The organism is Burkholderiales bacterium, from assembly GCA_015075645.1.
In the GTDB taxonomy this organism is placed as follows: Bacteria; Pseudomonadota; Gammaproteobacteria; order Burkholderiales; family Casimicrobiaceae; genus VBCG01.
In genome coordinates, this window is record JABTUF010000004.1 from 395,743 (window position 1) to 421,547 (window position 25,805).

Below are 25,805 nucleotides of genomic sequence, written 5' to 3' on the forward strand. Positions count from 1 at the left end.
TAGAATGCGGCGGGGCCGAAGGACGGGAGAATGATGTCTGCGTCGACAGGAGCACCCGCGTTCGGGGCGCGCTTCGAGGCAGTCGCGCGACGGCGCGCCCGCCACGTCGCGTTGGCGGGCGAGGGGCGCTCGCTCGACTACGCGACGCTGGAGGCCACCACGCGCGCGATCGCCTCGCGCATCGAGCGTGCCTCGGGCGGCCGCGAGGGCTTCGCGGCCCTCCACTTCCAGCGCAAGACGCCCTGCCTGCAGGCGATGGTCGCCGCGCTGCGCTGCGGGCGCGCCTACGTGCCGCTCGACCCGGTCGATCCCGACCCCCGCCTGCGCTTCGTGCTGCGCGACTGCGCCCCCGCAGTCCTCGTCACCGAACGCGACGCGGCGGAACGCGCGCGTGCGCTCGCGGATGGCGCGTGCCCGGTGATCGAGATCGACGGCGACGAGGCGCCGGACCCGCCCCATCGGCTTCCCCGCGTCGACGAAGCGGCGCTCGCCTACGTGCTCTACACCTCCGGATCGACCGGGACGCCGAAAGGCGTCACGCAGACCCAACGCGGCATCCTGTTCTCCGCGGACGCTTACGCGAAACGCCTGTCGATTCACGAGCGCGACCGCCTGTCGCACCTGTGGTCGACCGGCTTCGCGGCATCGAGCCTGCACTTCTACGGCGCGCTCCTCTCCGGCGCGGCGCTCTGCGTCTACGACATGCGCCGCGACGGCATGCCGGGCTTGCGCGCGTGGCTCGAAGCCGAGCGCGTGAACGTGGTCCACACGTTTCCCACGGTCTTCCGCGGCCTGTGCGCGGCGATGGCGCCGGGCGAGCGTTTCGCGCATCTGCGCGCGATCGACCTCGCCGCGGAGGCGGTCTACGCGAGCGACTTCGCCTTGTTCGAAGCGCACCTGCGCGAGGACGCGATCTTCGTCGTCCAGATCGGCGCGACCGAGTCGGACGTGATCGCGCAGCGCGTGTACCGGCACGGCGATCCGTTGCCCGCCCGCGCGCTGCTGCCGGTCGGCACCCCGCCCGAGGGCATGACGATCACCATCCGCCGCGACGACGGCAGCGACGCGGCGCGAGGCGAGACCGGCGCGATCGTCGTGTCGGGAGACGGGGTGAGCCAAGGCTACTTCCGCCGGCCGGACCTCGATCACCAGATGCTTCCCGAAGACGCACAGCGCCCGGGAACGCGCTGTTACGTGGGCGGCGATCGCGGCTGGATCGACGAAGACGGATCACTCAACTTCGTCGGCCGCGCCGGCAGCCGCATCAAGCTCCGCGGACACACGGTCGACCTCGCCGAGGTGGACGCCGCGCTCGCCGCGACGCCCGGCGTGGTGCGTGCCGCGGCGATCGCGTCGTCGAGGGCGGAGGGCGAAGAGGCCGACCGCATCGTCGCGTACGTCAGCGCGGCGCCCGGCGCGTTCGCGGACGCCGCGGCATTGCGAACCGCGCTGGCGTCGCGGCTGCCGCCGTACATGCTCCCCGCGGCAGTCGTGTTCCTCGACACGCTGCCCGAGACGGCGACCGGCAAGATCGACCGCCAGGCGCTCGTGCAGCGTACCGCTCGCGAGTCCACGCACGCTCCCGTGTCCGCCGCGCCGTCTTCGTCCAGCCTCGAGAAGCTGATCCTCGCGCGGATGCGCGAATCGCTCGGCGAGCCGGCCGCCGGCATGGACGACGACTACTTCGCGCTGGGCGGCGACTCGATCCGCGCCGCGGATCTGTTCGAGCGGCTCGCACGCGACACCGGCACGACGCTCGCCGCGGCGACGCTGGTCGAAGCGCCCACCGCGCGCGCGCTGGCGCGCGCGTTCGAACGCGCGCGACCGCGGCCGGTCGTTCCGGTGCGGCTCGCCGAAGGCGCCGGTCCGCCGACGCTGTGGTGCATCCCCGGGCTCCTCGGCGATCCGCTGTGGTTTCGTCCGCTGCTCTTCGCGCTCGACCCGGGCCAGCGCGTCGACGGCCTGTCGCTCGCGGCGCTCGAGGCGACCACGATCGCCGCTGTCGCCGTCCACTGCGTCGACGCGATGCTCGCCGACCAGCCGGACGGTCCCTACCTCGTCGTCGGCTACTCGGCCGGCGGACTGATCGCCGTGGAGGTCGCGCGCGAACTCGCGCGGCGCGGGCATGCGGTCGCGTTCACCGGCGTGATCGACACCGTGGCGCCGGGCGAGAGCAGCGGATACCTCGACGCGAACATCCCGTTCTGGCGGCTGCCGCGACGCCACATGCCCGTGCGTGCGCGGCTCGTCGCCAGGACGTGGTTGCGCAGGCTGCTGCGCGGCGCGATCCCGCGCCGCGATCCGGGTACGACCGCCCGCGGACACGCGTTGCTCGACGGACTGATCGGACGCTTCCAGCCCAGCGTACCCGCGCTCGCGCGCGCGTCATGGCGGCACGCGGCGACGCCGGTCGATGCCGAGATCACCGTGTTCCGCGCCGCGAATCCCCCGGCCAATCCCGATCCCGCGCTCGGGTGGGGACGTTACGCGCTGCGCGGCGTGCGGGCATTCGACATCGCCGGCAATCACCTGAGCCTGATGGAAGGAGGCCGGTCGCGCGTGCTCGCCGAACGGCTCGCCGAGGCGCTCCGTGCCGCAGCGCCGCCTGGCGCGATCCGGAACGACGGCGCCCGACCTCAACCGGCGCCCGGCGCGGCCTCGAACACGCGGTCGTAGCGGCGGCAGCCGATCGCCTCGGCCACGTGCTCCTCGCCGATGACCTCCGCGCGCGCGAGGTCCGCGATCGTGCGCGCGACCTTGAGGATCCGGTGGTACGACCGCGCGGAGAGGGCGTGCGTCGCCATCGCTCGTTGCGCGAGCGCCCGTCCTTTCGCATCGGGAACGCAATGGCGTCGCAGGTCCGCGACGGAAAGCCACGCGTTGCTCCGCTGCTGTCGGCCGAGTTGCACCGCGCGAGCGCGCGCGACGCGCTCGCGCACGATCGAGGAGGGTTCTCCCGCCGGTGCGTCGTCGGCAATCGCGATCTCCGAGGGCGGCAGCGCAGGCACCTCGATGGCGAGATCGATGCGATCGACGAGCGGTCCGGAGATGCGCGAGCGGTAGGCGGCGACGCGGTCGGGCGTGCAGCGGCAACGCGCGCTCGGGTGGCCGAGCCAGCCGCAGGGGCAGGGGTTCATCGCGGCGACGAGCTGGAACTGCGCGGGGAACGCGCATTGCCGCGCCGCGCGCGCGATCTGCACGACCCCCGCCTCCATCGGCTCGCGCAGGACCTCGAGGACGCGCCGCTCCCACTCCGGCAGTTCGTCGAGGAACAGCACGCCGCGATGCGCGAGCGAGATTTCGCCGGGCCGCGGATGACTGCCGCCGCCGACGATGGCCACCGCGCTCGCCGTGTGGTGCGGCGCGCGCCACGGTCGTTCGCGCCAGCGCGCGGGATCGAAGCGGCCGGCGAGCGAGGCGATCGCGGCGACCTCGAGCGCCTCGTCCTCGTCGAGCGGGGGCAGGAGCGAGGGCAGCCGCTGCGCGAGCATCGACTTGCCCGCCCCGGGGGGACCGACGAGGAGCAGCGCGTGCGAGCCCGCGGCCGCGATCTCGAGCGCGCGCTTCGCCTGCCGCTGGCCGCGGACATCGGCGAGGTCCGGCAGTCCCGCGTCCCGAACACCCTCCGTCGAGCCCATGCACCGCGCGATCGGCGACAGCGGCGCATCGCCCGACAGGTGCGCGCAGACCTCGAGCAGCGTGCGCGCCGGATGCACGGTCGCCTCGGGAACGAGCGAGGCCTCCGCCGCGCTCGCCCGCGGGAGGACGAACGCGCGCCCGTCGTGTCGCGCCGAGAGCACCATCGCGAGCGCGCCGCGCACCGCGCGCAACTCGCCGGTGAGCGCGAGTTCGCCCGCGAATTCGTGGCGGTCGAGCGCGTCCGCGCGAAGCTGGCCGCTCGCCGCGAGGATGCCGATCGCGATCGGCAGGTCGAAGCGGCCCGATTCCTTCGGGAGGTCGGCCGGGGCGAGGTTGACCGTGACCTTGCGCGCCGGGAACTCGAAGTTCGCGTTCTGCAGCGCGGCGCGAACGCGGTCGCGCGCCTCGCGCACCTCGGTGTCCGGCAGGCCGACGAGATTCACGCCGGGGAGACCGCCGGCGATGTGGACCTCGACCGAAACCGGCGGCGCCGCCATGCCGGCGAGCGCGCGGCTGCGAACGACGGCGACGCTGATGGCGGCCTCCGCGATCGATGCGCGTGCAGGGACGCGCGTCGATGCAAGGTAGCGCCGCCGGCCGCGGCGCGCCTTCGGCCGGAGGGCTGATCAGTTGTCAGTTGGCAGTTGGCAGTGGCGGTGTCTCCGGAGGCGGCGCATTCAGCGCCGTTGGACGGTCTTCGTTGGTCAGGCGGTAGCCCGACCCGCTTGGGTTCGATTCGGCAAACTCCGACCGCACGGTGCTCGAGACACAGCGGTTCCGCAGCGGCGCTCAATGCGCCGCCACCAGAGACACCGCCGCTACTGCCAACTGTCAACTGACAACTGTCAACTGACGTCTGACGCCTTCGCATCCTTGCGTTGCCGCGCCTCGAGCTCGGCGACCTTCGTCTCGAGCGCCTCGAGCTTCTCGCGCGTGCGCGCGAGCACCTTCGCCTGCACGTCGAACTCCGCGCGCGGCACGACGTCGAGCTTCGTCAGCCCGCCGGCGAGGAGCGCCTTCACGTTCTTCTCGACGTCCTTCGCGGGCGAGGCCTCGATCGCGCGTCCGATGCGCTTCGCGAGCTCGTCGAGCGTCGTCGTATTGAACATCGCCATCTTCGTCTCCGGATCGAGTCTTCGGTCAGTCTAGCAAGCGCCGGAGCGATTGCGCGCACCACCGGGGCCCAATCCTCGCGTTTGCGCACCAGCCCGGTGCGCGACACCGCGCACCGCCCGGCGGGCTTTGGCGGTAACTCATTGAGCACAAACGCGTTGTCGCGATGGCACACGCCGTGCTGAAGCAACCCCGACCGCCGCTCCCATTCCCAACGCCACGGAGACACGATGAAACTCGTCACCGCCATCATCAAGCCGTTCAAGCTCGACGAGGTCCGCGAGGCCCTGTCGGCGATCGGCGTCCAGGGCATCACCGTCACCGAGGTCAAGGGGTTCGGCCGCCAGAAGGGCCACACCGAGCTCTACCGCGGCGCCGAGTACGTCGTCGACTTCCTGCCCAAGGTCAAGATCGAGGCCGCACTCGACGATGCGATCTGCGAGCGCGCGATCGAAGCGATCGAGAAGGCCGCCAACACCGGGAAGATCGGCGACGGAAAGATCTTCGTCTTCGATCTCGAGCAGGTCGTGCGCATCCGCACCGGCGAAACCGGCGCGGACGCGCTGTAAGGGAGCCATCATGAAGAAGCTGTTCGTACTGATCGCGCTCGTCGGCGCGGTCGCCTTCGCGGCCACCGCGACGCTCGCGCAGGACAAGGCGCCCGCGGCCGCGGCGACGCCTGCGGCCACGGCTGCCGCCGACGCATCGGCCGCGGCGCCGGCGGCAGCCCCTGCGGCGTCCCCCGCCGCCGCCGCCCCCGCGCCGACGCCCAACAAGGGCGACATCGCGTGGATGCTGACGTCCACGCTGCTCGTCATCATGATGAGCATCCCGGCGCTGGCCCTGTTCTACGGCGGCATGGTGCGGTCGAAGAACATCCTGTCGGTGCTGATGCAGGTGTTCGTCGTGTTCTCGATGATCACGGTGCTGTGGTTCGTCTACGGCTACAGCCTCGCGTTCACCGAGGGCAACGCCTACATCGGCGGCTTCGACCGGCTGTTCCTCAAGGGAACGTTCGACCCGTCGACCGGCGCGTTCGCGATGGCTGCGACGTTCTCGAAGAACACGCCGATCCCCGAGCTGCTGTTCGTGGCGTTCCAGGCGACGTTCGCGGCGATCACCGTGTGCCTGATCGTCGGCGCGTTCGCCGAGCGCATCAGGTTCTCGGCGCTGCTGCTGTTCTCGATCCTCTGGTTCACGTTCGCCTACACGCCGATCGCGCACATGGTGTGGTTCTGGATGGGCCCGGACGCCTACACGGATCCGAAGCTCGTCGACGCGCTCACTGCGAAGGCCGGCATGATCTGGCAGTGGGGCGCGCTGGACTTCGCCGGCGGTACGGTCGTGCACATCAACGCCGGCATCGCGGGCCTCGTCGGCGCGTACGTGCTCGGCAAGCGCATCGGCTACGGCCGCGAAGCGATGCCGCCGAACAACCTGCCGCTCACGATGATCGGCGCGGCGCTGCTGTGGACCGGCTGGTTCGGGTTCAACGCGGGTTCCGCGCTGGAAGCAGGCAACCCGGCGGTGCTCGCGTTCGTCAACACGTTCCTGGCCACCGCCTGCGCGGTGATGTCGTGGATCCTCGCCGAGTGGATGCTGAAGGGCAAGCCGTCGATGCTCGGCGCGGCCTCGGGCGCCGTGGCGGGCCTGGTCGCGATCACCCCGGCCGCCGGCAACGTCGGCATCCCGGGCGCGTTCGCCATCGGCATCGCGGCGGGCCTCGTCTGCTTCTGGGGCGTCAGCGGGCTCAAGCGCATGCTGCGGGTCGACGATTCGCTCGACGTGTTCGGCGTGCACGCGCTGGGCGGCATCCTGGGCGCGCTGCTCACCGGCGTGTTCAACGACCCGTCGCTCGGCGGCCCCGGCTTCGTGTCGAACTGGGTGACCGGCGAGATCGTCAAGGCGGCGGACTACTCGATCGCGGGCCGGGTGTGGATCCAGGCGAAGGCCGTGGGCCTCACCGTGATCTGGTCGGGAGTCGTCGCCTACCTCTCGTACAGGATCGTCGACATGGTCGTCGGGTTGCGCGTCTCCGAGGAAGAGGAGCGCGAGGGTCTCGACATCAGCTCGCACGGCGAGTCGGCCTATCGGATGTGACCCTCGCGTTCGGCGCTCGCGCCCGCACGCCGGGGCACCGGGCGCGACGCGCGGGCGCTGCGCGGTTCTGCAACGGGGCGTCCGTCCGCGGATGCCCCGTGCGTTTCCGGCGCGCGCGGTCGCGGCCCGAGCGATGGGTGCGCTAGAATGGCCCGGCCATGGTGCCGCACCTCACGACCGCGCTGTCCGGCCCGCTCCAGTCCCTCGAACGGAAGTTCCTCGAGCGCATGCCGGAGATCGAGCGGTGGCTCCGCTCGAAGTGGCAGGAGCACGCGGTTCCGTTCTACGCGTCGGTCGACCTGCGCAACGCCGGCTTCAAGCTCGCCCCGGTCGACACGAACCTCTTCCCCGGCGGGTTCAACAACCTGAATCCGGCGTTCACGCCGCTGTGCGTGCAGGCGATCCAGGCGGCGGTCGAGCGCGTCTGCGCCGACGCGCGCGGCGTGCTCATCGTGCCCGAGAACCACACGCGCAATCTCCACTACCTGCGCAACGTCGCGGCGCTCGAGGACATCGTGAAGCAGGCCGGTTTGCGCGTGCGCATCGGTTCGATCAACCCGGAGATTCGCGAACCCACGCGCGTCGACCTCCCCGACGGCGCGTCGATCCTGCTCGAGCCGGTCGTGCGGCACGGGAGCCGCGTCGGGCTGCCCGATTTCGATCCATGCATGGTCCTGCTCAACAACGACCTGTCGGCGGGTCCGCCGGCGATCCTCGAAGGCATCGAGCAGCCGATCGCCCCTCCGCTCGCCGCCGGCTGGTACAACCGGTTGAAGTCGCACCACTTCGAGGCCTACCACGCGGTCGCGAACGAGTTCGGCGCGCTGGTCGGCATCGATCCGTGGCTCGTCGACCCGTACTTCGGCGTGTGCGGCGAGATCAACTTCCAGGAACGCGCGGGCGAGGAGTGCCTCGCGTCGAACGTGGACTGGCTGCTCGGTCGCATCCGCGCCAAGTACGCGGAGTACGGCATCGACGAGCCGCCGTTCGTGATCGTGAAGGCGGACGCGGGCACCTACGGCATGGGCATCATGACGGTTCGCGACGCCGCCGACGTGCAGGGCCTGAACCGCAAGCAGCGCAACAAGATGGCGGTGGTCAAGGAAGGGCTCGAGGTCACGTCGGTCATCATCCAGGAGGGCGTGCCGACCTTCGAGGCGATCGGCGAGGCGATGGCGGAGCCGGTCGTCTACATGATCGACCGCTACGTCGTCGGCGGCTTCTACCGCGTGCATGCCTCGCGCGGCCGCGACGAGAACCTGAACGCGCCCGGAGCGGAGTTCGTGCCGCTCGCGTTCGAGTCGCCCTGCATCCCCGACCTCAAGGGGCCGGCCGGCTGTCCGCCGAACCGCTTCTACGCGTACGGTGTCGTCGCGCGCCTCGCGCAACTCGCCGCCGCGGTCGAGGTCGAGCAACTGGTCGGACGCAAGTCCGGCGCGGACAGCACGCGATCCGCGGTGACGGCCTGAGCGGCGGCCCTTTCAGACAAAAGGGTCAGACTCGATTGGTCTTGAACAAGACCAATCGAGTCTGACCCTCTTGATTCCTACTTTTCCTTCCTGCGTTTCGCGCGCGGATGCGCGGCGTCGTAGACCTTCGCCAGCGCCTGGAAATCGAGGTGCGTGTAGACCTGCGTGCTCGCGATCGACGCGTGGCCGAGGAGTTCCTGCACCGCGCGCAGGTCGCCCGAGGACTGCAGGAGATGCGAGGCGAACGAGTGGCGCAGCATGTGCGGATGCACGTGCCGATCGAGCCCCTGCTTCACCGCCCAGGCGGCGAGCCGCGACTCGATCGCGCGCGGCGACAGGCGCGATCCGCCGCGTCCCACGAAGAGCGCACCCTCGCCCGGAGGCGCCAGCGCCGCGCGCACCGGCAGCCATGCGCGGATCGCCTCCAGCGCCGCGCGGCCGACCGGCACGACGCGTTCCTTCGCGCCCTTGCCCAGCACACGCGCCTCGCCGTCCGCGAGGTCCACGCGCGCGACGTCGAGCCCCGCGAGTTCCGAGAGCCGCAACCCCGACGAGTACGCGAGTTCGAGGAGCGCGCGGTCGCGCACGGCGAGCGGATCGTCGCCCGCGAGCGTGACCAGGCGCTCCGCCTCCTCGGGGGAGAGTGCGGACGGCAGATGCCGCGCGGACTTCGGCGGCCTGAGCCCCGCGGCCGGATCCTCCTTCAGGCCGCGATCGCGGTCGAGCAGGAAGCGGTAGAGCGCTCGCCACGCCGAGAGCATGCGGGCGAGCGAGCGGCCGGAGAGTCCCCGGCCGTGCAGCGTCGCGAGATGGCGCGCGAGTTCGGCGCGCGTGAGCGCTGCGAGCGGTCGGTCGCCCGCGAGCGCGGCGAGCGCCGCGACGTCGCGCGCGTAGGCGTCTCGCGTGCGCGCGGGCCGCGCGGCGAGGTGCTCGTCGAACTGCGCGAGGACGCGCGCGTTCGCGGCGGAGGTCACGACATCGCCCCGTGGCTCGCCTGCGACGGTTCGGGCGCGGGTCATCGCGCGGAGGCGCTCGCCCTGGCGGACGCGGGAGGTCAGTTCAGCGGCAGGTAGCGCGCGGTGGCGACGCTCGCGAGTTCGGCGAGCCGCACGAGGTAGACCGTCCCCACGCCCGCGCGGTAGCGTTCGGGATCCTCGCTGCCGAGCGCGAGCACGCCGAAGTTCTGCGCGGTGCGAAGCGGCATGAACGCGAACGAGCGGAGCGCATCCCCGCGCTCGAACCACTCGCGCGTCTCGTAGGGCGCCGCGTCGCCGCACTGCGGTTCCGTCATCGCGTCGGCCCACATGCGCACCTCCGGCGAGGTCGCGGCGAGCTGCGGGAGGTACGACTGCTCGGGCACCTTGCCCCACAGGCGCGCGGCGACCTCGGGCACGCCGAAGTCCTCCTTCAGGCTGTGGTCGAGGACCGCGAGCGTGGTCTCGAGGTCGGGCGACGCGAAGAGCGCGAGCGTCGAGCGATGGAGCTTCTCGCCGATGGTGTCGTTCGCCCGGCCGTTCGCGATGAGTTCGCGCAGCCGCGCGTCGAGTTCCGCGCTGCGCTCGCGCAGCGTCAGGATCTGGCGCTCGGCGATCGGGATCGCGTGCCCGCCGTGCGGATGCGGCACGGAGACGTCGGCGAGCACGTCGGCGTGATCCTCGAAGAATCCCGGATGCGCCCTCAGGTAGTCCGCGACGTCCTTCGCTTCCATCGTGTCGTTCCGCTCCTGTCCATCGGTTCCGTCGATCGGCGGGCGCGACTCCGCCCTCATCCCGTCACGCGCCAGCGCCCCTCGAACACGGTCGCCGCCGCACCGGTCATCGTCACCGGCGCGCTGCCGCCGGCCCAGCCGATCGACAGTTCGCCGCCGCGCACCCGCACCCGCACCTCGCCGTCGAGGAGGCCGCGGCGGATGCCCGCCACGACCGCCGCGCAGGCGCCGGTGCCGCAAGCGAGCGTCTCGCCCGCTCCGCGCTCCCAGACGCGCAGCGCAATGGTAGCGCGATCGATCACCTGCATGTAGCCCGCGTTGACGCGCTTCGGAAATCGCGGGTGATGCTCGATCCGCGGCCCCTGCGTCGCGACCGGTGCCGTCTCGACGTCCGCGACGACCTGCACCGCGTGCGGGTTGCCCATCGACAGCGCGGAGATGGTGACGGACATCCCGTCGACGTCGAGCGGATCGGTCGCGCCCCCCGAGCCTCCGAGGAACGGGACCTCCGCCGCCGCGAACCGCGGCGCCCCCATGTCGACCGTCACGTCGCCGTTGTCCTCGAGCTTCGGCGTGATGATGCCGCCCGCGGTCTCGACGCGGATCTCGCGCTTGCCTGTGAGGCCGCGTTCGCGCACGAACCGGACGAAGCAGCGCGCACCGTTGCCGCACTGCTCGACCTCGCCGCCGTCCGCGTTGAAGATCCGGTAGCGGAAGTCGGCGTCGCTCCGCGCCGACCGCTCGACGACGAGCACCTGGTCGCAGCCGACGCCGAAACGCCGGTCTGCGAGCGCGCGGATCTGCGGGGGCGACAGCGTGAACGGCTCCGCGGTCGCGTCGACCACGACGAAATCGTTGCCGAGGCCGTGCATCTTGGTGAACGCGAGCGTGGTCACGAGCGTCCCGGCCCCGCGACCCGCCCGCTCCGCGCGAAGGGGAACGAGCGGCCGTCGGAGAGCACCAGCGTGCCGCGCAGCGCGTAGTCGAGCGGCCGCCCGCTGCCGAGCGCGCGGCCGACGCCGGTGAGCGCGATCGCGGCGTCGCCGACGGCGGACACCTCGACGGCGGCGCTCCCGCCCGCCGGCAGCGTCACCGGCGCGAGGAGCGTGAGCGTCCCGCTCTTCTCCCCGCCGATCGTGAGGTCGGCATCGAGCGAGGCGACCGAGAGGTCGATGCGGTTGGGGTTGCGCAGCGTGAGCACGGTGTCGACGCGGATCGAGGGCAGCCGGATCTCGATGTTGGTCACCGCGAGCGCGACGACCTCCGGCGCCGCGAGGCGGGGCAGCGGCGCGCAGGCGGCGACGCCCGCGGCGAGGATCAGGGTGACGACGGCGCGCCGCATCGATCAATAGTATGCGCGCGCGGCGCGGAGGGCCTACTCCACGTCTCCGACCGGCCCGCGCCAGTACTTGAACGTCCCCATCGCGGTCGCGACGAGGTGCCCCTTCGCGTCGCGCAGGTGTGCCTCGCAGGTGCAAAGCGATCCGCCCGCGTGCAGCACACTGCCTTCGGCGACCAGCGGCCCGCGCGCCGGGCGCACGAAGCGCGACGACATCTCGACGGTGACGACCGTCGTCGACGGCGCGCCGGGCTGCGAGGTCGCCGCCCGCGCCATCGCCACGTCGAGCAGCGTCATCACGACGCCGCCGTGCGCGGCGGGAAGCAGGTTCGAGAGGTCCTCGCGCAGTTCGGGCAGCCGGATGCGTGAGCGGCCCGGCGCGGCTTGCTCCTGCACGACCCCGAGGAGCTTCAGGAACGGGACCTGCGCGACCGGCGCATGCGTGGGTTGCGTCACGTCGTCACCATCGAAGCGTCTCGGGCAGTTGCCGGCACCGGCGAACGGGCCCGCTACACGTTGAACCGGAAGTGCATGACGTCGCCGTCGCGAAGCACGTACTCCTTGCCCTCGAGCCGCATCTTCCCGGCCTCCTTCGCGCCCTGCTCGCCGCCGAGCGCGATGAAGTCGTCGTAGGCGATCGTTTCGGCGCGGATGAAGCCCTTCTCGAAGTCGGTGTGGATGACGCCGGCCGCCTGCGGCGCGGTCGCGCCGACGGGCACCGTCCAGGCGCGCACCTCCTTCGGCCCCACCGTGAAGTACGTCTGCAGGCCGAGCAGCCGGTACGCGGCGTGGATCACGCGGTCGAGGCCCGGCTCCGCGAGACCCAGGTCGTCGAGGAACGCCTGCCGGTCGTCGCCGTCGAGATCCGCGATCTCCGCCTCGATCGCCGCGCACACCGGCACCACCGGCGCGCCCTCCTTCGCGGCGTGCGACGCCACCGCCGCGAGCAGCGGGTTGCCGGAGAAGCCGCGCTCGGCGACGTTCGCGACGTACATCGTCGGCTTCATCGTGAGCAGGAAAAACGGTTTCAGGAGCGCGCGCTCCTCGGCGTAGAGGTCGGCCGCGCGCGCCGGGCGCCCCTGGTCGAGCACCGCCTGCACCTTGACGAGCGTCTCGTAGAGCCGCTTCGCCTCCTTGTCGCCGCCGGCGCGAGCGAGCTTCTCGACCTTGGCAATCTGTTTCTCGACCGCCGCGAGGTCGGCCAGCGCGAGTTCGGTGTCGATCGTGCCGATGTCGGACAGCGGGTCGATCTTTCCCGCGACGTGCACGACGTTGCCGTCCTCGAACGCGCGCACGACATGCGCGATCGCGTCGCATTCGCGAATGTTCGCGAGGAACTGGTTGCCGAGCCCCTCCCCCTTCGAGGCGCCGGCGACGAGTCCGGCGATGTCGACGAACTCGACGACCGCCGGGATCACCTTCTGCGGCTTCGCGATGGCCGCGAGCGCCGCGAGGCGCGGGTCGGGCACCTCGACGATGCCGACGTTGGGCTCGATCGTGCAGAACGGATAGTTCTCCGCCGCGATCCCCGCGCGCGTCAGCGCGTTGAACAACGTCGACTTGCCGACGTTGGGCAATCCCACGATGCCGCACTTGAGGCTCATCGGGGCGTCCCCGGATGGCCCGCCGCCGGCGCGGCGCGCCTCCGCGCGATGATGCAGGGCTTCGTCGAGTGGCTGACGGTCATGGGTTCTCGTCCTTCGTGTGCAGTCGCATCATCGCGCGCTCCATGTCGCCGGAGGCGATGTCGGGCCACGCGTCCAGCGCGCGATCGATCGCGCGGCCGATCGCGTCCCGTTCGTCGGCGCGCGGCGGCTTCAGCACGTAGTCGACGACCTGCTGCTGCGGCAGTTCCGAGTCGCGCGGATGCCCGATGCCCAGGCGCAGCCGCCAGAACTCCGCGGTGGCGAGGTGCGCGCGGATGTCCTTCAATCCGTTGTGCCCGGCGACCCCGCCGCCGAGCTTGAGCTTGACGGTTCCCGCGGGCAGGTCGAGTTCGTCGTGCACGACGAGGATCTCGCCGGGCTCGATCGCGAGGAAGCGCGCGAGCGCGCCGACGCTGCGCCCCGACTCGTTCATGTACGTCGCGGGCTTCGCGAGCCGCACCTCGCCGACACGCGCGACCTCCGCGGCGAACCGCGACTGCGCGGCGAAGCTCGCGCCGAGTCTCGCCGCGAGCGCATCGACGAACCAGAAGCCCGCGTTGTGGCGCGTGCGCTCGTAGCTCCTCCCCGGATTGCCGAGGCCGGCGACGAGACGGATGGAGGCGGAGGCGGCCATCGGTCGGGGCGGTCGCGCCAACGAAAAGGCCCGCCGGCGTCTTTGCGCGGCGGGCCGGTGTCGCGGACGTGCGCCGCGGTTACTTCTTCTTGTCGTCCTTCTTCGCCGCGCCGGCCTTCGCGTCTCCGGCCTTGGCATCGGCCGCCTTCGCGTCGGCGGCGGGCGCCGCCGCGGCCGGCGCCGCACCGGCAGCGGCCGCTTCGCCTTCGGCGGGCGCCGCACCGGCGGCAGCCTCGGCCTCGTCGGACACCTGCTTCGGAATCACCGCGGTCGCGACGACCGGATCGCGTCCGCGCGTGATCGCAACGACTCCCTCGGGGAGCTTCAATCCCGACGCCTTGAGCGGATGTCCGGTCGAGAGCCCCGCGAGGTCCACGGTGATGAACTCGGGCAGGTCCTTCGGCAGGCACGCGATCTCGATCTCGTTCAGCACGTGGCTCACGATCGCGCCTTCCTCCTTCACCGCACGCGAGAGTTCCGCGTTGACGAAGTGGAGCGGCACCTTCATGTGGATCTTGCGGGCCGCGTCGACGCGCTGGAAGTCGATGTGCAGCACCTGCGGGCGGAACGGATGCATCTGCACGTCGCGCAGCAGCACCTGCTGGGCGTGGCCGTCGAGCTTCATCGACAGGACCGAGGCGTGGAACGCCTCGTTCTTGAGCGCGTGCATCAGCGCGTTGTGGTCGAGTTCGATCGGCGTGGGCGCGGTGCTGCCGCCGTAGACGATGCCGGGGGCCTTGCCGTCGCGGCGCAGGCGCCGCGAGGCGCCTCGTCCTTCGCCCTTGCGCGGGAATGCGGTGAATTCGATCTTGGCCATCGTTGCGACTCCTCGAAGTGGTCTGCGGCCTCGGGCGCGGCTTCGCGCCTGCCCTCGTCCGCGGGTGGCCCCGGCGCGTTGCCGCCGGAGGAAAGCCTTGAATCATAACCGGATTCGGCCCCGGCGGGCAACCGCCGGCCCGGAGGCCGCGCTACGGCAGTGAGACGCGATGTCGGCCTGAAGGCCGACCCACAACCGCTCCCGTAGGTCGGGCTTCAGCCCGACTCACAAGGGGGGAAACGCGACGTCGGCCTGAAGGCCGACCCACCAACCTTCTCCGTAGGTCGGGCTTCAGCCCGACACGGAAGGCGCCTCCCGGCGCTCGATGCGCCGCCACCGGAAACACCGCCGCCCCTGTCCTCTGTCAACTGACTCCTGACTCCTGATCACGGCATGTACTGCCCGCCGTTCACCTCGATGATCTGTCCGGTGACGTAGCCCGACAGCGTGTCCGAGGCGAGGTAGAGGAACGCGCCCGCGCACTCGTCCGCGGTGCCGAGGCGACCCATCGGGATCGTGCCCCGGAACGATTCGAGCAGCTGCGGCGTCGAGTAGCGCTCGTGGAACGGCGTCTCGATCACGCCGGGCGACACCGCGTTCACGCGGATGTCGTCCTTGACGAGTTCGCGCGCCATGCCGCGCGTGAACGTGCTGACGAAGGCCTTCGCCGACGCGTACATCGCGGCGCCGCTGCCGCCGCCGTTGCGCGCGGCGATGGACGTCACGTTGACGATGCTGCCGCGGCCCGCGCGGCGCATGTGCGGCACCACCGCTGAGATCGCCATCACGACCGAACGCACGTTGAGGTCGATCACCTCGTCGAAGAACGCGTCGTCGATCTCGGCGACCGGCACGCGTCCCACGAGGCCGCCGGCGTTGTTGACCAGGATGTCGATGCCGCCGAGCGCGAGCGCGGCATCGTCGATCACGCGGCGCACCGTCGCGGTGTCGGTGACATCCCCGCCGACGAGGTGCGCCTGCCCGCCCGCGAGGCGCACGTCCGCGGCGACTTCCTCGGCGCGGTTGCGGCTCGCGTTGTAGTGGATGCCGACCTTGCAGCCGGCGCGGGCGAACGCGCGCGCGGCCGCCGCTCCGATGCCGGTCGACGCGCCGGTGACGAGCACGGACTTGCCGGCGAGGTCGGGGGCGATGCCGTCGTTCACGCGGGACTCCGGAGACGGGAAGGGGGAAGAGGGAAGGGAGAAGGGGGAATGCGCGCCTGCGGCGACTCGTCAGTCGATGAAGAGCGAGGACACCGACTCCTCGTTCGAGATGCGCGTGATCGTCTCGGCGATGAGCTGCGCGCAGGAGAGCTGGCGGATGCGCGGGCACGCGCGCGCCTCCTCGGAGAGCGGGATCGTGTCGGTCACGACGATCTCGTCCAGGTCGGAGCCGGCGATGCGCGCGATGGCGCCGCCCGACAGGACCGGGTGCGTGCAGTACGCGGCGACCTTCTTCGCGCCGTGTTCCTTGAGCGCGGTGGCTGCCTTGCACAGCGTGTTCGCCGTGTCGACGATGTCGTCCATGATCACGCAGCTCCGGCCGTCGACGTCGCCGATGATGTTCATCACCTCGGCGACGTTCGCCTTCGGGCGGCGCTTGTCGATGATCGCGAGGTCGGAGTCGAGCCGCTTCGCGATCGCGCGCGCGCGCACGACGCCGCCGACGTCCGGCGAGACGATCAGCAGGTTCTCGTAGTTCTGCTTCCACAGGTCGCCCAGCAGGATCGGCGTCGCGTAGACGTTGTCCACCGGAATGTTGAAGAAGCCCTGGATCTGGTCGGCGTGCAGGTCCATCACCATCACGCGGTCGACGCCGACCGTGGTCAGCATGTCGGCGACGACCTTCGCGCTGATCGCGACGCGCGCCGAGCGCGGGCGCCGGTCCTGCCGCGCGTAGCCGAAGTAGGGGATCGCGGCGGTGATGCGCGACGCGGACGCGCGCTTCAACGCATCGACCATCACCATGACTTCCATCAGGTTGTCGTTGGTCGGCTGGCAGGTGGACTGCAGCACGAACACGTCGCGGCCGCGGACGTTCTCCAGCAGTTCGACCATCACCTCGCCGTCGGAGAACTTGCCGACGATCGCGCGCCCGAGGCTGATGTTCAGGTGCCGGCAGACCGCTTCGGCGAGCTTCGGGTTGGCGTTGCCGGTGAAGACGCGCATCCGTTCGTAGGCCATGAAAGCTCGCGCCGTGGGTCAAACGATGCGGGCAGGCCCCCGATTCTCCGGCGGCCTGCCCGACGCGTCACGATGGCTGGGGAGGAAGGATTCGAACCCTCGTATGCCGGAATCAAAATCCGGTGCCTTAACCAGCTTGGCGACTCCCCAGCGGAAACCGGCGCGAAGGTCACCGACCCTCGTCGCGCGAGGACCGCCGGATCCCCGCACACCCCGCTACCCACCCGAGACTCTACGCGAACGCGGCGAGCGGATGCCGCGCCAGCGTGCGGACGACGCGGACGACGAGACCCGCGGGGGCACCGCGGGCCGCGTTTCGCGCGTCGGCTTCGCGCGCGAACGGCGCGTACACGCACGCGCCCGAGCCGGTCATCCTCGCCTGCGGCGACAGCTTCGTCAGGGCCGCGAGCGCGCTGGCCACCGCCGGATGACGGGCGCTACAGGCGCCTTCGAGATCGTTCCGGCCGTAACCCTCGGAAAAGACTTCCATTTTCGTCGAGCGCGTCGAGCGTGTCAATTCCGGGGCCGCGAAGATCGTCGCGGTCGCGACGGTGTCGTCGGGGAAGGCCAGCAGCAGGTGGGCCGTCGCCATCGTCATCGCCGTCAGGCGTTCGCCGATCCCGCGCGCGAGCGCGGTCTCGCCGAAGAGGAAGAACGGCACGTCGGCGCCGAGCGTCGCCCCGATCTCGATCAGCGCCGTGCGCGGCAGGCGCAGCGCCCACAGGCGGTTGAGCGCGAGGAGCGTCGACGCGGCGTCGGAACTCCCGCCGCCCAGTCCCGCGCCCATCGGAATCGCCTTGTCGATGCGGATCTCGGCGCCGCGCCGCGTCCCGGCGGCCTCTTTGAGCGCGCGCGCCGCGCGGATCGCGAGATCGTCGTCCGCCGCGACACCGGGCACGTCGTTCGTGCGGACGATCGCCCCGTCCTCGCGCGTCTGCAGCGTGAGCGTGTCGGCGAGATCGACCAGCGCGAACAGCGACTCGAGCGTGTGGTAGCCGTCGTCCCGCCGTCCGGTGACGTGCAGGAACAGGTTCACTTTCGCGGGGGCGGGGACGACCAGACGCATGGAGTCAGGGCCGCACGGTTTCGGGGCGCGGGGTGTCGAGACGAACGCCGTTGCCGCGCAATGCTACGGCGCGGGCCCCGCCCACGCGTCGATGACGATGCGCACGTCGATGTCCGGATAGTTCGCCAGCACGCGCTGCGGCCTCGCCGCATCGCCCGCGTAGGCGTAGACGAGCGCCCAGCCGTCCTGGCGCAGCACGAGGACGCGACCCGCGGCATCGCGCTCGATCGCGTAGCCCGAGCGCGGGTGCGGCGTCGCTCGGAGCCACCACGCGAGATTCTCGACCGGCAGCGGTGCGCCCAGCGCGCGCGCCGCGAGGCTCTGCGCGTCCGCCGCGTGCTCGACCCGACCGTCGGAGAACACGATCGACGCGCCGCCCGGGTCGCGGGTCAGGCGTGCGAGCGTGGCGCCCATCGGCGTCGCGAGGCCGATGGCGTCATGGCCGGGACGGTGCTCCCAGCGGAAGTGCGCCGCGACGCCCTCGCCTCCGCGCTTCGCGGAGAGGCGCCCGCTCGCGTCGAACGCGGCATCCGCGGTGTCGACCGGCGCGTCGACGACCGCCGGGGGCGGCAGGCTCGCGCACGCGGCGAGCGCGAGCGCGCAGGCGACGACGAATCGGCGGGCGTGGCGCAGGGCTATCGCGACAGGCGCTTGACGGTCTCGAGCAGCACCGGATGGTCGGGCGAGGACAGGAGCTGCGCCGCCCAGACTTCCTTCGCGCGATCCCGCTCGCCCTTGTTCCACAGCACCTCGCCCAGGTGGGCCGCGATCTCCGCGTCCGGTCGGTTCGCGAACGCGCGGCGCAGGTACGCCTCCGCCTCGTCGTAGCGTCCGAGCTTGAAGAGCGCCCAGCCCATGCTGTCGAGGATGAACGGGTCGTCGGGCGCGAGCTTCAGCGCCTTCTCGATCAGCGCGCGGCCCTCCTCGATGCGCGTGGTGCGGTCGACCAGCGTGTAGCCGAGCGCGTTCAACGACTGCGCGTCGTCCGGCTTCAGCTCGATCAGGCGCCTCAACCGCGCCTCCGCGACGTCGATGCGGTCGAGCTTCTCGGCGACCATCGCGCTGTCGTAGATCAGGTCCGCTGAATCCGGATGGTCGGCGAGGCCCTTCTCGAGGAGCGCGTACGCCCCGGTCTGGTCGCCCGCCTCGCGCAGGAGCGACGCCTCGGCCTGGATCACCTGGATGCGCTGCTCGATCGTGACCGCCGGGAGGTCGGCGAGCCACCTGCGTCCTTCGTCGACCTTGCCCTGCTTGCCGTACATCGCGCCGATGCGCAGTTTCGCGAGCCAGGCGCGCTCGCCTTCCGCGACCTTCTTGTAGCGCTCGATCGCGACGTCGTAGCGCTTCTGGTCCTCGGCGATCTGCGCGAGATAGAGCTGCGCGCTGCCGTCGTCGCCGCGCGCCGCGAGAGCGCCGAACTGCGCCTCGGCGGCCGGCCAGTCCTTCATCTGGTAGGAGAGGATCGCGACGCCCATCCTGTACTCGCGAACGTCCGGCTCCTCGGAGGCGAGTTCCTCGAAGATGGCGCGCGCTTCCGGCAGGCGCTTCTGCTCGACGTAGGCCTGCGCGAGCGCACCGCGCACCGGCCGCGACTTCGGGTTCGCCGCGAGGAAGCTCTTGAGCCACGCGACGGCCTCGTCGTTGCTGCGCTTGCCGAGGATCTCCGCCTTGAGGAGTGCCGCCCGCTCCCAATCCGGCTTCAACGCCAGCGCGCGATCGACGCCCGCGAGCGCCGCACCCGCCATCGCCGCATCCGCGGGGCCGGTGTTGAACGCCGCGAGCGCGACCGCGTACTGCGCTTCCGGCGACGACGCGTAGGGCGCGGCCAGGTCGCGGATCATGTCGTAGACCGCGGCCTTGTCGTCCTGGCGCGCGAAGGCGCGGTTCAACTGCAGGAACGCTTCCCCCACCCCCGCACCCGAGAGCGCCTGGTCGGCGAGCAGCTTCTCGAGCCGGGTCTTGAGGTCGTCCTCGTCGGGGGCCGCCGGGTCGCGTTCGCGCGGACCCGCGGCGCCGGAAGCGAGCGCCTGCAGGATGCGCTGCGGACGTTCCGCGTCGGGCGCGAGTTCGCGCCACAGGCGCGCGGCCTGTTCCGCCGTGGCGCGCTGCCGCGTCGCATACGCGATCTCGGTCGCGCGTCGCGCGAGATTGACGTCGTTCAGTTCGCGGGCGGCCTCGAGATACGCGCGCGCCGCGACCGCGGGGTCGCCACGCTGCAACGCGATGTCGGCGAGGAGCAACCGGTAGAAAAGGTCGGCGTTGAGGCCGGTCGGCAGGTTTGCCGACGGTTCGCCCGTCCCCGGTGCGGGTGCAGGCGCCTGTCCGGGAACCCGCGACGATGTGGCCATCGCCGCGACGGCCAGGACCAGCAGGATCGTCCGGGAACGGAAGGGGTGAAGCTTCATCGGAAGGAGGCCCTCGGGCCGCGGATCCATCGGCCGAACGGTCGATCTTAGGCTAAATTGGGTTGGCCGCCGACAGGACCCCGCGCCGTGCGGGGCGAGCCCCCCGGCCGCTCTTCGAATCGCCCGCCGCGCCCGCGTCATGCCCGAACTGCCCGAGGTCGAAACCACGCGCCGCGGTGTCGCGCCCGCGTTGACCGGGCGCCGCGTGCGCGGCGTGCACGTGTACGACCGGCGTCTGCGCTGGCCGGTTCCCCGCGGATTCGAGTCGGCGCTCGCCGGACGCGTCGTGACGGCGATCGACCGTCGGAGCAAGTACTTGCTGTTCCGTATGGCCTTGCCCGGAGCCAGTTCGACAACCGGGACCTTGCTCGTCCATCTGGGGATGACCGGCAGCCTGCGGGTGCACGTGCGCGCGCCGGAACGGGTCGCACACGACCACGTCGACGTCGAGTTCGACGACGGGCGGACACTCCGCTACCACGACCCGCGGCGGTTCGGAACGATGCTGTGGATTCCCGGGGACGCCGCCCTCCACCCGCTGATCGCGAAGCTGGGCGCCGAACCGTTCTCGGCCGACTTCAACGCGGACATGCTCTACCGCGGCACGCGCGGCCGACGCGCCGCGATCAAGCTCGCGCTGATGGACAACCGGCTCGTCGTCGGTGTGGGCAACATCTACGCGAACGAGGCGCTGTTCCGTGCAGGCATTCGGCCCACGCAGGCGGCGGGTCGACAGACGCGCCCGCGCCTCGCGCGGCTCGTCGACGAGGTGCGCGCCACGCTCGCCGAGGCGATCGAGCTGGGCGGCAGCACGCTGCGCGACTACGTGGATGCCTCCGGGCGTCCGGGCGCCTTCCAGCTCGCCTACGCGGTCTACGGCCGGGAAGGCTGTCCGTGTCCTCGCTGCGGCACGCCTGTGCGAAGCGTCCGGCAGGGGCAGCGGGCCACGTTCTACTGTCCGTCCTGCCAGCGCTGAGCCTCGAGGGCCCCTCCAGGATCGACGCCGTCGGCCCGGGGCGAAGCGCCGACCGGCACGCCGGGCGGCGAGACATGCCCCGCGCCGCAAGTCCCCGACGGCACAACTCATGCTTGCAGCTTGCGTGCTACAGTCGCCGCCCACCCCGCGTCGTCGCGGGCGGCGGAATCCGGCGGGAGAACGGATGCACAGAGCACGCGAACTCGCGGCGCGGTTCGAGGCCTACGGCGACTGGCGCCGGCGCCTGTCCTCGGGCGTGTCCGCGCTGCACGCGTGGCTGGGCGAGCAGGAACTCGCCGACGCCCAGACCGACCTGCGCGTCTCCCGGCTGCTCGAACGGCTGCACCAGGACAAGCTCGTCGTCGCGTTCGTCGCCGAGTTCTCGCGCGGCAAGTCCGAACTCATCAACGCGATCTTCTTCGCCGACTTCGGGGCGCGGCTCCTGCCGTCGGCGGCCGGACGCACGACGATGTGCCCGACCGAGATCCTGCACGATCCGTCGCGTCCGCCGTCGATCCGACTGCTGCCGATCGAGACGCGTCTCTCCAACGCGACGGTCGCCGAGCTCCGGAACTACGCCGACGAATGGGTGACGCTGCCGCTCGATCTTTCCTCCGCCGATAAGATGTCCGACGCGCTCGTGCGCGTCGCGCAGGTGAAGCGCGTGCCGCTCGACCTCGCGCGCCGCTACGGCCTGCACGACGATGACCTCGCCGCCTCGTTCGAACGGCGCGACGCGGGCAGCGTCGAGATCCCCTGCTGGCGCCACGCGGTCATCAACTTTCCGCACCCGCTCCTGAAACAGGGGCTCGTGATCCTCGACACTCCCGGCCTCAACGCCATCGGCACCGAGCCGGAGCTGACGCTCTCGCTCCTGCCTTCCGCGCATGCGGTGCTGTTCATCCTCGCCGCCGACGCGGGCGTGACGCGCTCCGATCTCGACGTCTGGAAGCAGCACCTCGCCGGCGCCGATCCCGCCGCGCAGGCGGGGCGCCTCGTGATCCTGAACAAGATCGACGGTCTGTGGGACGGCATGAAGCCGACGCAGGAGGTCGACGCCGAGATCGCGCGCCAGGCGCGCCTGTCCGCGCACACGCTCGGCATCCCGGAGACGCAGGTGTTCCCGGTGTCGGCCCAGAAGGCGCTGCTCGCGAAGGTCAACGGCGACGACGCGCTGCTCGCGAAGAGCCGGCTGCCGGAGCTCGAAGGCGCGCTCTCGGGCAACCTCGTGCCGGCGAAGCGCGAGATCGTCGGCGCGGCGGCGATGGCCGAGGTGCGCGCGCTGGCGGCGTCGGTCCGCACGATCCTCGACGCGCGCGCGGCCGGCATCGCCGAGCAGCTCGCGGAACTGCAGGCGCTGCGCGGCAAGAACCGGGACGTCGTCGAGCACATGATGCAGCGCGTGCGCGACGAGAAGGCGTCGTTCGAGCGCGGAATGACGCGCTACTCGGCGTTGCGCACGGTCTTCGCACAGCAGACGACCGCGCTCGACGGCATCATCGGGCTCACGGCGTTGCGCGCCAACGCGGGCCGCACGCGCCGCGCGATCGAGGCGAGCCTGTTCACCAAGGGCGTGCGCGGGGCGATGAACGAGTTCTTCGCGCAGATCCGCGCGGACCTCGAGGCCGCCGGACGCAAGGCGACCGAGATCCACGACATGATGGGCGCGATGTACGCGCGCTTCGCGAAGGAGCACAACCTCGAGCGCTTCGTTCCGCCGCCGTTCTCGATGCTCAAGTACATGAAGGAGGTCGAGCGGCTCGAGCGCGCCTACCAGCAGCACATCAACACGCTGTGGAACATGGCGTCGAAGGCCAAGTTCCCGCTGATGAAGCGGTTCTTCGAGACGGTGGCGTCGCGGGTGCGGCACCTCTACGACATCGCGAACCGGGACATCGACGCCTGGCTCAAGTCGGTCATGTCGCCGCTCGAGACGCAGGTGCGCGAGCACCAGGTGCAGTTGCGCCGGCGCCTCGAGAGCATCAAGCGCATCCACCGGGCGAGCGACGAGCTCGAGGACCGGATCGCCGAGCTCGCGTCGGCGGGCGAGGCGCTCGACCACCAGGCCCGCGCGCTCGACGAGCGCGTCGGCGCGATCGACGAGATCGCGGTCGGGGCGGACGCGTTCCCGCGCGCGGCGAACGCGGCCTGACACGGACCCGGCGCGCCGGCCGCCGCGGGGATCAGGCGGGCTTCGTCTCGAGTTTCACGAGCGCCTCGTATTTCCGGCGCAGGTCCGCGCGCGACTCCACGTGCTCCGGGTGCACCGGGATGCAGTCGACCGGGCACACCTCGCGGCACTGGGGGACGTCGTGGTGGCCGACGCACTCGGTGCACCGGGACGCGTCGATCACGTAGATCTCCGGCCCCTGCGAGATCGCCTGGTTCGGGCACTCCGGCTCGCAGACGTCGCAGTTGATGCACTCGTCGGTGATCATCAGCGCCATCGGCGCTCACCTTCCCGCGGTCTTCTCGCGCAGGCGCCGTGCCACCGCCGGGTGCACGAACTCGGACACGTCGCCGCCGAAGCGCGCGATCTCGCGCACGATCGTCGCGGAGACGAACATGTACTGCTCGGAGGGCGTGAGGAACAGCGTCTCGACCTCGGGCCACAGCTTCCGGTTCATGCCGGCCATCTGGAACTCGTACTCGAAGTCGGACACGGCGCGCAGGCCGCGCAGCACCGCGCGCGCGCCCTCGTCGTGCACGAACTTCATCAGCAGCGTCGAGAAGCCGGTGACGGTGACGTTCGGCACGTCGGCGAGCGCTTCGCGGGCCATCGCCACGCGCTCGTCGAGCGAGAACATCGGCCGCTTCGCCTCGCCGGCGGCGACGCCGACCACCACGCGCGCGAACAGGCGCGACGCGCGGCGCGCGAGATCCTCGTGGCCGCGCGTGAACGGGTCGAAGGTGCCGGGATAGACGATCGTCAGCATGGCGTCAGGTCGGTGCGAACAGATGATAATGCACCTGCCCCGCGCGCCCTTCGCGCAGGATCGCGAGCCCCGCGGGCGCGTCGAGCGATCGGCCCGCCTCCGCGTAGATCGCCCCACCTTCGGCGACGAGGCCCGCGGAGGCGGGCAGCAGCCAGTCCCAGGGGTCGTCGGCGAACGGCGGATCGAGGAAGATGACGTCGAAGCGGCGGGACTCCCGCGCGAGGAACGCGCGCGCCTCGGCGCGGTGCGTCTCGAGGCCCGCGACGCCGATCGCGCGGCCGTTGTCCGCGAGCGCGCGCACGAGCACGGCGTCGCGATCGATCGCGACCGCGAGCGCCGCGCCGCGCGAGAGGGCTTCGAGCGACATCGCGCCGCTGCCGGCGTAGGGCTCGAGCGTCGTGCGGCCGGTCAAGTCCTGGCCCAGCCAGTTGAACAGCGTCTCGCGCACCCGGTCGGGCGTCGGGCGCAAGCCCGGCGCGCCGGGGAAGCGCAGGATCCGGCCGCGGTGCAAGCCGCCGATGATCCGCACGCGATTGGACGACGACACCGTCACGGAGGGATGCGCTCGCTCGGGGGATGGAGGCGACCGCGCCGCCGGTCCGCCGCGTCGGGCGCTCGCGCCGGCCTCGGCCGGTAGAATTCGATTCTAACGTTTGCATGCCCCGCCGATGTTCGACCTGTTCAAGCGCAAGCCCGCCGAAACCCCGCCCGTCGAGGAACCCCCGAAACGCTCGTGGAGCGAACGGCTCGCCGGCGGCCTCGCGGCGTCGCGCGACCGGCTCTCCGGCGCGCTCGCCGGCGTCTTTCGCCGTCGCGCGCTCGACGACGAAGCGCTCGACGAACTCGAGTCCGCGCTCCTCACCTCGGACGTCGGCGTCGCGGCGACCGCGCATCTCATCGAGGACCTGAAGGCCCGCTACCGCCGCGCCGGGGCGAACGCCGATCCCCGCGCGCTCTTGCGCGAGTCGCTCGTCGCGCTGCTCGCACCGCTCGAGCAGCCGTTCGCGATCGGCGCGGAGCGGCCGTTCGTGATCATGATCGCGGGCGTGAACGGGGCGGGGAAGACCACCTCGATCGGCAAGCTCGCCAAGTGGCTGCAGGGGCAGGGCCTGACGGTGCTCCTCGCTGCCGGCGACACCTTCCGGGCGGCGGCACGCGAGCAACTCGCTGCCTGGGGCGAGCGCAACGGCGTCGCGGTGATCGCGCAGGCGGGCGGCGACCCGGCGGCGGTCGCGTTCGACGCGGTGGCGGCCGCAGCTGCCCGCGGCATCGACGTCGTGCTCGCCGACACCGCCGGACGCCTGCCGACCCAGGCGAACCTGATGGATGAACTCGCGAAGGTCCGGCGCGTGATCGGCAAGGCGAAGGACGGCGCGCCGCACGCCGTGCTCCTCGTCCTCGACGCGAACACCGGCCAGAACGCGCTCTCGCAGGTCGCGGCGTTCGACCGCGCGGCAGGACTCACCGGCCTCGTCCTCACCAAGCTCGACGGCAGCGCCAAGGGAGGGGTCGTCGCGGCGATCGCCCGCGAGCACCCGATCCCGCTGGCGTTCATCGGCGTGGGCGAAGGCATCGACGATCTGCGGCCGTTCAGGGCGTCCGAGTTCGTCGACGCGCTGCTGCCGCCCGCGGCCTAGCGGGGAATGAGCCGACATCCCGTTGGCGCGACACCGTCGGGCTGAAGCCCGACCCACCTCCCCTCCCGCAGGTCGGCCTTCAGGCCGACGCTGTTCCGTCGCATCGGCACACATCCCGTCGGGCTGAAGCCCGACCC

General features: G+C 71.5%; 25 protein-coding genes and 1 tRNA gene. 7 read left to right on the forward strand and 19 right to left on the reverse strand.

Annotation, left to right across the window (positions count from 1 at the left end):
- Nucleotides 1-33: 33 nt before the first annotated feature.
- A complete protein-coding gene (locus HS109_12075; GenBank protein ID MBE7523110.1) occupies nucleotides 34-2,676 on the forward strand; it encodes an AMP-binding protein in 2,643 nt (880 codons plus the stop codon).
- Here HS109_12075 and HS109_12080 read toward each other — a convergent pair.
- Nucleotides 2,637-4,175, reverse strand: a complete 1,539-nt coding sequence (locus HS109_12080) for a YifB family Mg chelatase-like AAA ATPase (GenBank protein ID MBE7523111.1) — start codon at nucleotides 4,173-4,175, stop codon at nucleotides 2,637-2,639. The genes HS109_12075 and HS109_12080 overlap by 40 nt on opposite strands.
- Nucleotides 4,176-4,484: 309 nt before the next feature.
- A complete protein-coding gene (locus HS109_12085; protein ID MBE7523112.1) occupies nucleotides 4,485-4,754 on the reverse strand; it encodes an accessory factor UbiK family protein in 270 nt (89 codons plus the stop codon).
- 228 nt (nucleotides 4,755-4,982) lie between these two features.
- On the opposite strand from HS109_12085, the gene glnK reads away from it, so the two are divergent.
- From glnK to gshA, 3 genes are all read left to right on the forward strand, one after another.
- Nucleotides 4,983-5,321 carry a P-II family nitrogen regulator gene (glnK, locus tag HS109_12090; protein ID MBE7523113.1) on the forward strand — a complete coding sequence of 113 codons (339 nt, stop codon included), beginning with the start codon at nucleotides 4,983-4,985 and terminating at the stop codon, nucleotides 5,319-5,321.
- A gap of 10 nt (nucleotides 5,322-5,331) precedes the next feature.
- The gene (gene amt, locus HS109_12095; GenBank protein ID MBE7523114.1) at nucleotides 5,332-6,852 is read left to right on the forward strand and encodes an ammonium transporter; all 1,521 of its coding nucleotides are present in this window, start codon (nucleotides 5,332-5,334) and stop codon (nucleotides 6,850-6,852) included.
- Nucleotides 6,853-7,010: 158 nt separating this feature from the next.
- Nucleotides 7,011-8,321: a glutamate--cysteine ligase gene (gene gshA / locus HS109_12100; protein MBE7523115.1), complete on the forward strand. Its 1,311-nt coding sequence runs from the start codon at nucleotides 7,011-7,013 to the stop codon at nucleotides 8,319-8,321.
- 77 nt (nucleotides 8,322-8,398) lie between these two features.
- Here gshA and HS109_12105 read toward each other — a convergent pair whose 3' ends face one another.
- The 14 genes from HS109_12105 to HS109_12170 form a co-directional block, all read right to left on the reverse strand.
- Nucleotides 8,399-9,340 carry a tyrosine-type recombinase/integrase gene (locus HS109_12105; GenBank protein ID MBE7523116.1) on the reverse strand — a complete coding sequence of 314 codons (942 nt, stop codon included), beginning with the start codon at nucleotides 9,338-9,340 and terminating at the stop codon, nucleotides 8,399-8,401.
- 35 nt (nucleotides 9,341-9,375) lie between these two features.
- On the reverse strand, nucleotides 9,376-10,029 hold the full coding sequence (locus tag HS109_12110; GenBank protein MBE7523117.1) for a DUF484 family protein: 654 nt from the start codon (nucleotides 10,027-10,029) through the stop codon (nucleotides 9,376-9,378).
- 56 nt (nucleotides 10,030-10,085) lie between these two features.
- A complete protein-coding gene (gene dapF / locus HS109_12115) occupies nucleotides 10,086-10,901 on the reverse strand; it encodes a diaminopimelate epimerase (GenBank protein MBE7523118.1) in 816 nt (271 codons plus the stop codon).
- A 20-nt stretch (nucleotides 10,902-10,921) separates the two neighbouring features.
- Nucleotides 10,922-11,371, reverse strand: a complete 450-nt coding sequence (locus tag HS109_12120; protein MBE7523119.1) for an LEA type 2 family protein — start codon at nucleotides 11,369-11,371, stop codon at nucleotides 10,922-10,924.
- Nucleotides 11,372-11,404: 33 nt separating this feature from the next.
- Nucleotides 11,405-11,824, reverse strand: coding sequence for a PaaI family thioesterase (locus HS109_12125; GenBank protein MBE7523120.1), 420 nt, complete (start codon nucleotides 11,822-11,824; stop codon nucleotides 11,405-11,407).
- 53 nt (nucleotides 11,825-11,877) lie between these two features.
- Complete coding sequence (gene ychF / locus HS109_12130; protein ID MBE7523121.1) at nucleotides 11,878-12,972, reverse strand: redox-regulated ATPase YchF; 1,095 nt, start codon at nucleotides 12,970-12,972, stop codon at nucleotides 11,878-11,880.
- A gap of 79 nt (nucleotides 12,973-13,051) precedes the next feature.
- Nucleotides 13,052-13,648 carry an aminoacyl-tRNA hydrolase gene (gene pth, locus HS109_12135; GenBank protein MBE7523122.1) on the reverse strand — a complete coding sequence of 199 codons (597 nt, stop codon included), beginning with the start codon at nucleotides 13,646-13,648 and terminating at the stop codon, nucleotides 13,052-13,054.
- Nucleotides 13,649-13,727: 79 nt separating this feature from the next.
- A complete protein-coding gene (locus tag HS109_12140; protein ID MBE7523123.1) occupies nucleotides 13,728-14,456 on the reverse strand; it encodes a 50S ribosomal protein L25/general stress protein Ctc in 729 nt (242 codons plus the stop codon).
- 395 nt (nucleotides 14,457-14,851) lie between these two features.
- A complete protein-coding gene (locus HS109_12145) occupies nucleotides 14,852-15,616 on the reverse strand; it encodes an SDR family oxidoreductase (GenBank protein MBE7523124.1) in 765 nt (254 codons plus the stop codon).
- An 81-nt stretch (nucleotides 15,617-15,697) separates the two neighbouring features.
- Entirely contained in the window at nucleotides 15,698-16,648 is a 951-nt protein-coding gene (locus tag HS109_12150) for a ribose-phosphate pyrophosphokinase (protein ID MBE7523125.1), read from the reverse strand.
- 73 nt (nucleotides 16,649-16,721) lie between these two features.
- Nucleotides 16,722-16,798, reverse strand: a tRNA-Gln gene (locus HS109_12155).
- Between the two features lie 82 nt (nucleotides 16,799-16,880).
- Nucleotides 16,881-17,714: a 4-(cytidine 5'-diphospho)-2-C-methyl-D-erythritol kinase gene (gene ispE / locus HS109_12160; GenBank protein MBE7523126.1), complete on the reverse strand. Its 834-nt coding sequence runs from the start codon at nucleotides 17,712-17,714 to the stop codon at nucleotides 16,881-16,883.
- Nucleotides 17,715-17,777: 63 nt separating this feature from the next.
- Nucleotides 17,778-18,458: an outer membrane lipoprotein LolB gene (gene lolB / locus HS109_12165; protein MBE7523127.1), complete on the reverse strand. Its 681-nt coding sequence runs from the start codon at nucleotides 18,456-18,458 to the stop codon at nucleotides 17,778-17,780.
- Complete coding sequence (locus HS109_12170) at nucleotides 18,350-20,119, reverse strand: tetratricopeptide repeat protein (GenBank protein ID MBE7523128.1); 1,770 nt, start codon at nucleotides 20,117-20,119, stop codon at nucleotides 18,350-18,352. The genes lolB and HS109_12170 overlap by 109 nt, the downstream gene beginning before the upstream one ends.
- 139 nt (nucleotides 20,120-20,258) lie before the next feature.
- Here HS109_12170 and mutM point away from each other — a divergent pair, with 139 nt between their 5' ends.
- A complete protein-coding gene (mutM, locus tag HS109_12175; GenBank protein ID MBE7523129.1) occupies nucleotides 20,259-21,095 on the forward strand; it encodes a bifunctional DNA-formamidopyrimidine glycosylase/DNA-(apurinic or apyrimidinic site) lyase in 837 nt (278 codons plus the stop codon).
- Between the two features lie 184 nt (nucleotides 21,096-21,279).
- Nucleotides 21,280-23,247 (forward strand): dynamin family protein, encoded by a 1,968-nt coding sequence (locus tag HS109_12180; GenBank protein ID MBE7523130.1) that lies wholly within the window; start codon nucleotides 21,280-21,282, stop codon nucleotides 23,245-23,247.
- 31 nt (nucleotides 23,248-23,278) lie between these two features.
- Here the strand turns inward: HS109_12180 and HS109_12185 are convergent, their stop codons facing one another.
- From HS109_12185 to rsmD, 3 genes are read right to left on the reverse strand one after another with little or no spacing between them, the layout of a single operon-like run.
- On the reverse strand, nucleotides 23,279-23,542 hold the full coding sequence (locus HS109_12185) for a YfhL family 4Fe-4S dicluster ferredoxin (GenBank protein MBE7523131.1): 264 nt from the start codon (nucleotides 23,540-23,542) through the stop codon (nucleotides 23,279-23,281).
- Between the two features lie 6 nt (nucleotides 23,543-23,548).
- Nucleotides 23,549-24,031 (reverse strand): pantetheine-phosphate adenylyltransferase, encoded by a 483-nt coding sequence (gene coaD / locus HS109_12190; GenBank protein ID MBE7523132.1) that lies wholly within the window; start codon nucleotides 24,029-24,031, stop codon nucleotides 23,549-23,551.
- 4 nt (nucleotides 24,032-24,035) lie between these two features.
- Nucleotides 24,036-24,584, reverse strand: a complete 549-nt coding sequence (gene rsmD, locus HS109_12195) for a 16S rRNA (guanine(966)-N(2))-methyltransferase RsmD (protein ID MBE7523133.1) — start codon at nucleotides 24,582-24,584, stop codon at nucleotides 24,036-24,038.
- Nucleotides 24,585-24,699: 115 nt separating this feature from the next.
- On the opposite strand from rsmD, the gene ftsY reads away from it, so the two are divergent.
- Nucleotides 24,700-25,668, forward strand: coding sequence for a signal recognition particle-docking protein FtsY (gene ftsY / locus HS109_12200; GenBank protein MBE7523134.1), 969 nt, complete (start codon nucleotides 24,700-24,702; stop codon nucleotides 25,666-25,668).
- The last annotated feature ends 137 nt before the right edge of the window (nucleotides 25,669-25,805 follow it).

What these genes read in the sequence shown, in the direction of transcription:
- glnK (MBE7523113.1), top strand. Translation starts at nt 4,983, where the DNA reads ATGAAACTCGTCACCGCCATCATCAAGCCGTTCAAGCTCGACGAGGTC.
- HS109_12110 (MBE7523117.1), bottom strand. Translation starts at nt 10,029, where the DNA reads ATGGAAGCGAAGGACGTCGCGGACTACCTGAGGGCGCATCCGGGATTC.
- HS109_12185 (MBE7523131.1), bottom strand. Translation starts at nt 23,542, where the DNA reads ATGGCGCTGATGATCACCGACGAGTGCATCAACTGCGACGTCTGCGAG.
- HS109_12120 (MBE7523119.1), bottom strand. Translation starts at nt 11,371, where the DNA reads ATGCGGCGCGCCGTCGTCACCCTGATCCTCGCCGCGGGCGTCGCCGCC.
- ispE (MBE7523126.1), bottom strand. Translation starts at nt 17,714, where the DNA reads ATGCGTCTGGTCGTCCCCGCCCCCGCGAAAGTGAACCTGTTCCTGCAC.
- coaD (MBE7523132.1), bottom strand. Translation starts at nt 24,031, where the DNA reads ATGCTGACGATCGTCTATCCCGGCACCTTCGACCCGTTCACGCGCGGC.
- HS109_12085 (MBE7523112.1), bottom strand. Translation starts at nt 4,754, where the DNA reads ATGGCGATGTTCAATACGACGACGCTCGACGAGCTCGCGAAGCGCATC.
- HS109_12150 (MBE7523125.1), bottom strand. Translation starts at nt 16,648, where the DNA reads ATGGCCTACGAACGGATGCGCGTCTTCACCGGCAACGCCAACCCGAAG.
- ychF (MBE7523121.1), bottom strand. Translation starts at nt 12,972, where the DNA reads ATGAGCCTCAAGTGCGGCATCGTGGGATTGCCCAACGTCGGCAAGTCG.
- mutM (MBE7523129.1), top strand. Translation starts at nt 20,259, where the DNA reads ATGCCCGAACTGCCCGAGGTCGAAACCACGCGCCGCGGTGTCGCGCCC.
- HS109_12105 (MBE7523116.1), bottom strand. Translation starts at nt 9,340, where the DNA reads ATGACCCGCGCCCGAACCGTCGCAGGCGAGCCACGGGGCGATGTCGTG.
- ftsY (MBE7523134.1), top strand. Translation starts at nt 24,700, where the DNA reads ATGTTCGACCTGTTCAAGCGCAAGCCCGCCGAAACCCCGCCCGTCGAG.
- gshA (MBE7523115.1), top strand. Translation starts at nt 7,011, where the DNA reads ATGGTGCCGCACCTCACGACCGCGCTGTCCGGCCCGCTCCAGTCCCTC.
- HS109_12170 (MBE7523128.1), bottom strand. Translation starts at nt 20,119, where the DNA reads ATGAAGCTTCACCCCTTCCGTTCCCGGACGATCCTGCTGGTCCTGGCC.
- dapF (MBE7523118.1), bottom strand. Translation starts at nt 10,901, where the DNA reads ATGCACGGCCTCGGCAACGATTTCGTCGTGGTCGACGCGACCGCGGAG.
- pth (MBE7523122.1), bottom strand. Translation starts at nt 13,648, where the DNA reads ATGGCCGCCTCCGCCTCCATCCGTCTCGTCGCCGGCCTCGGCAATCCG.
- HS109_12075 (MBE7523110.1), top strand. Translation starts at nt 34, where the DNA reads ATGTCTGCGTCGACAGGAGCACCCGCGTTCGGGGCGCGCTTCGAGGCA.
- HS109_12180 (MBE7523130.1), top strand. Translation starts at nt 21,280, where the DNA reads ATGCACAGAGCACGCGAACTCGCGGCGCGGTTCGAGGCCTACGGCGAC.
- amt (MBE7523114.1), top strand. Translation starts at nt 5,332, where the DNA reads ATGAAGAAGCTGTTCGTACTGATCGCGCTCGTCGGCGCGGTCGCCTTC.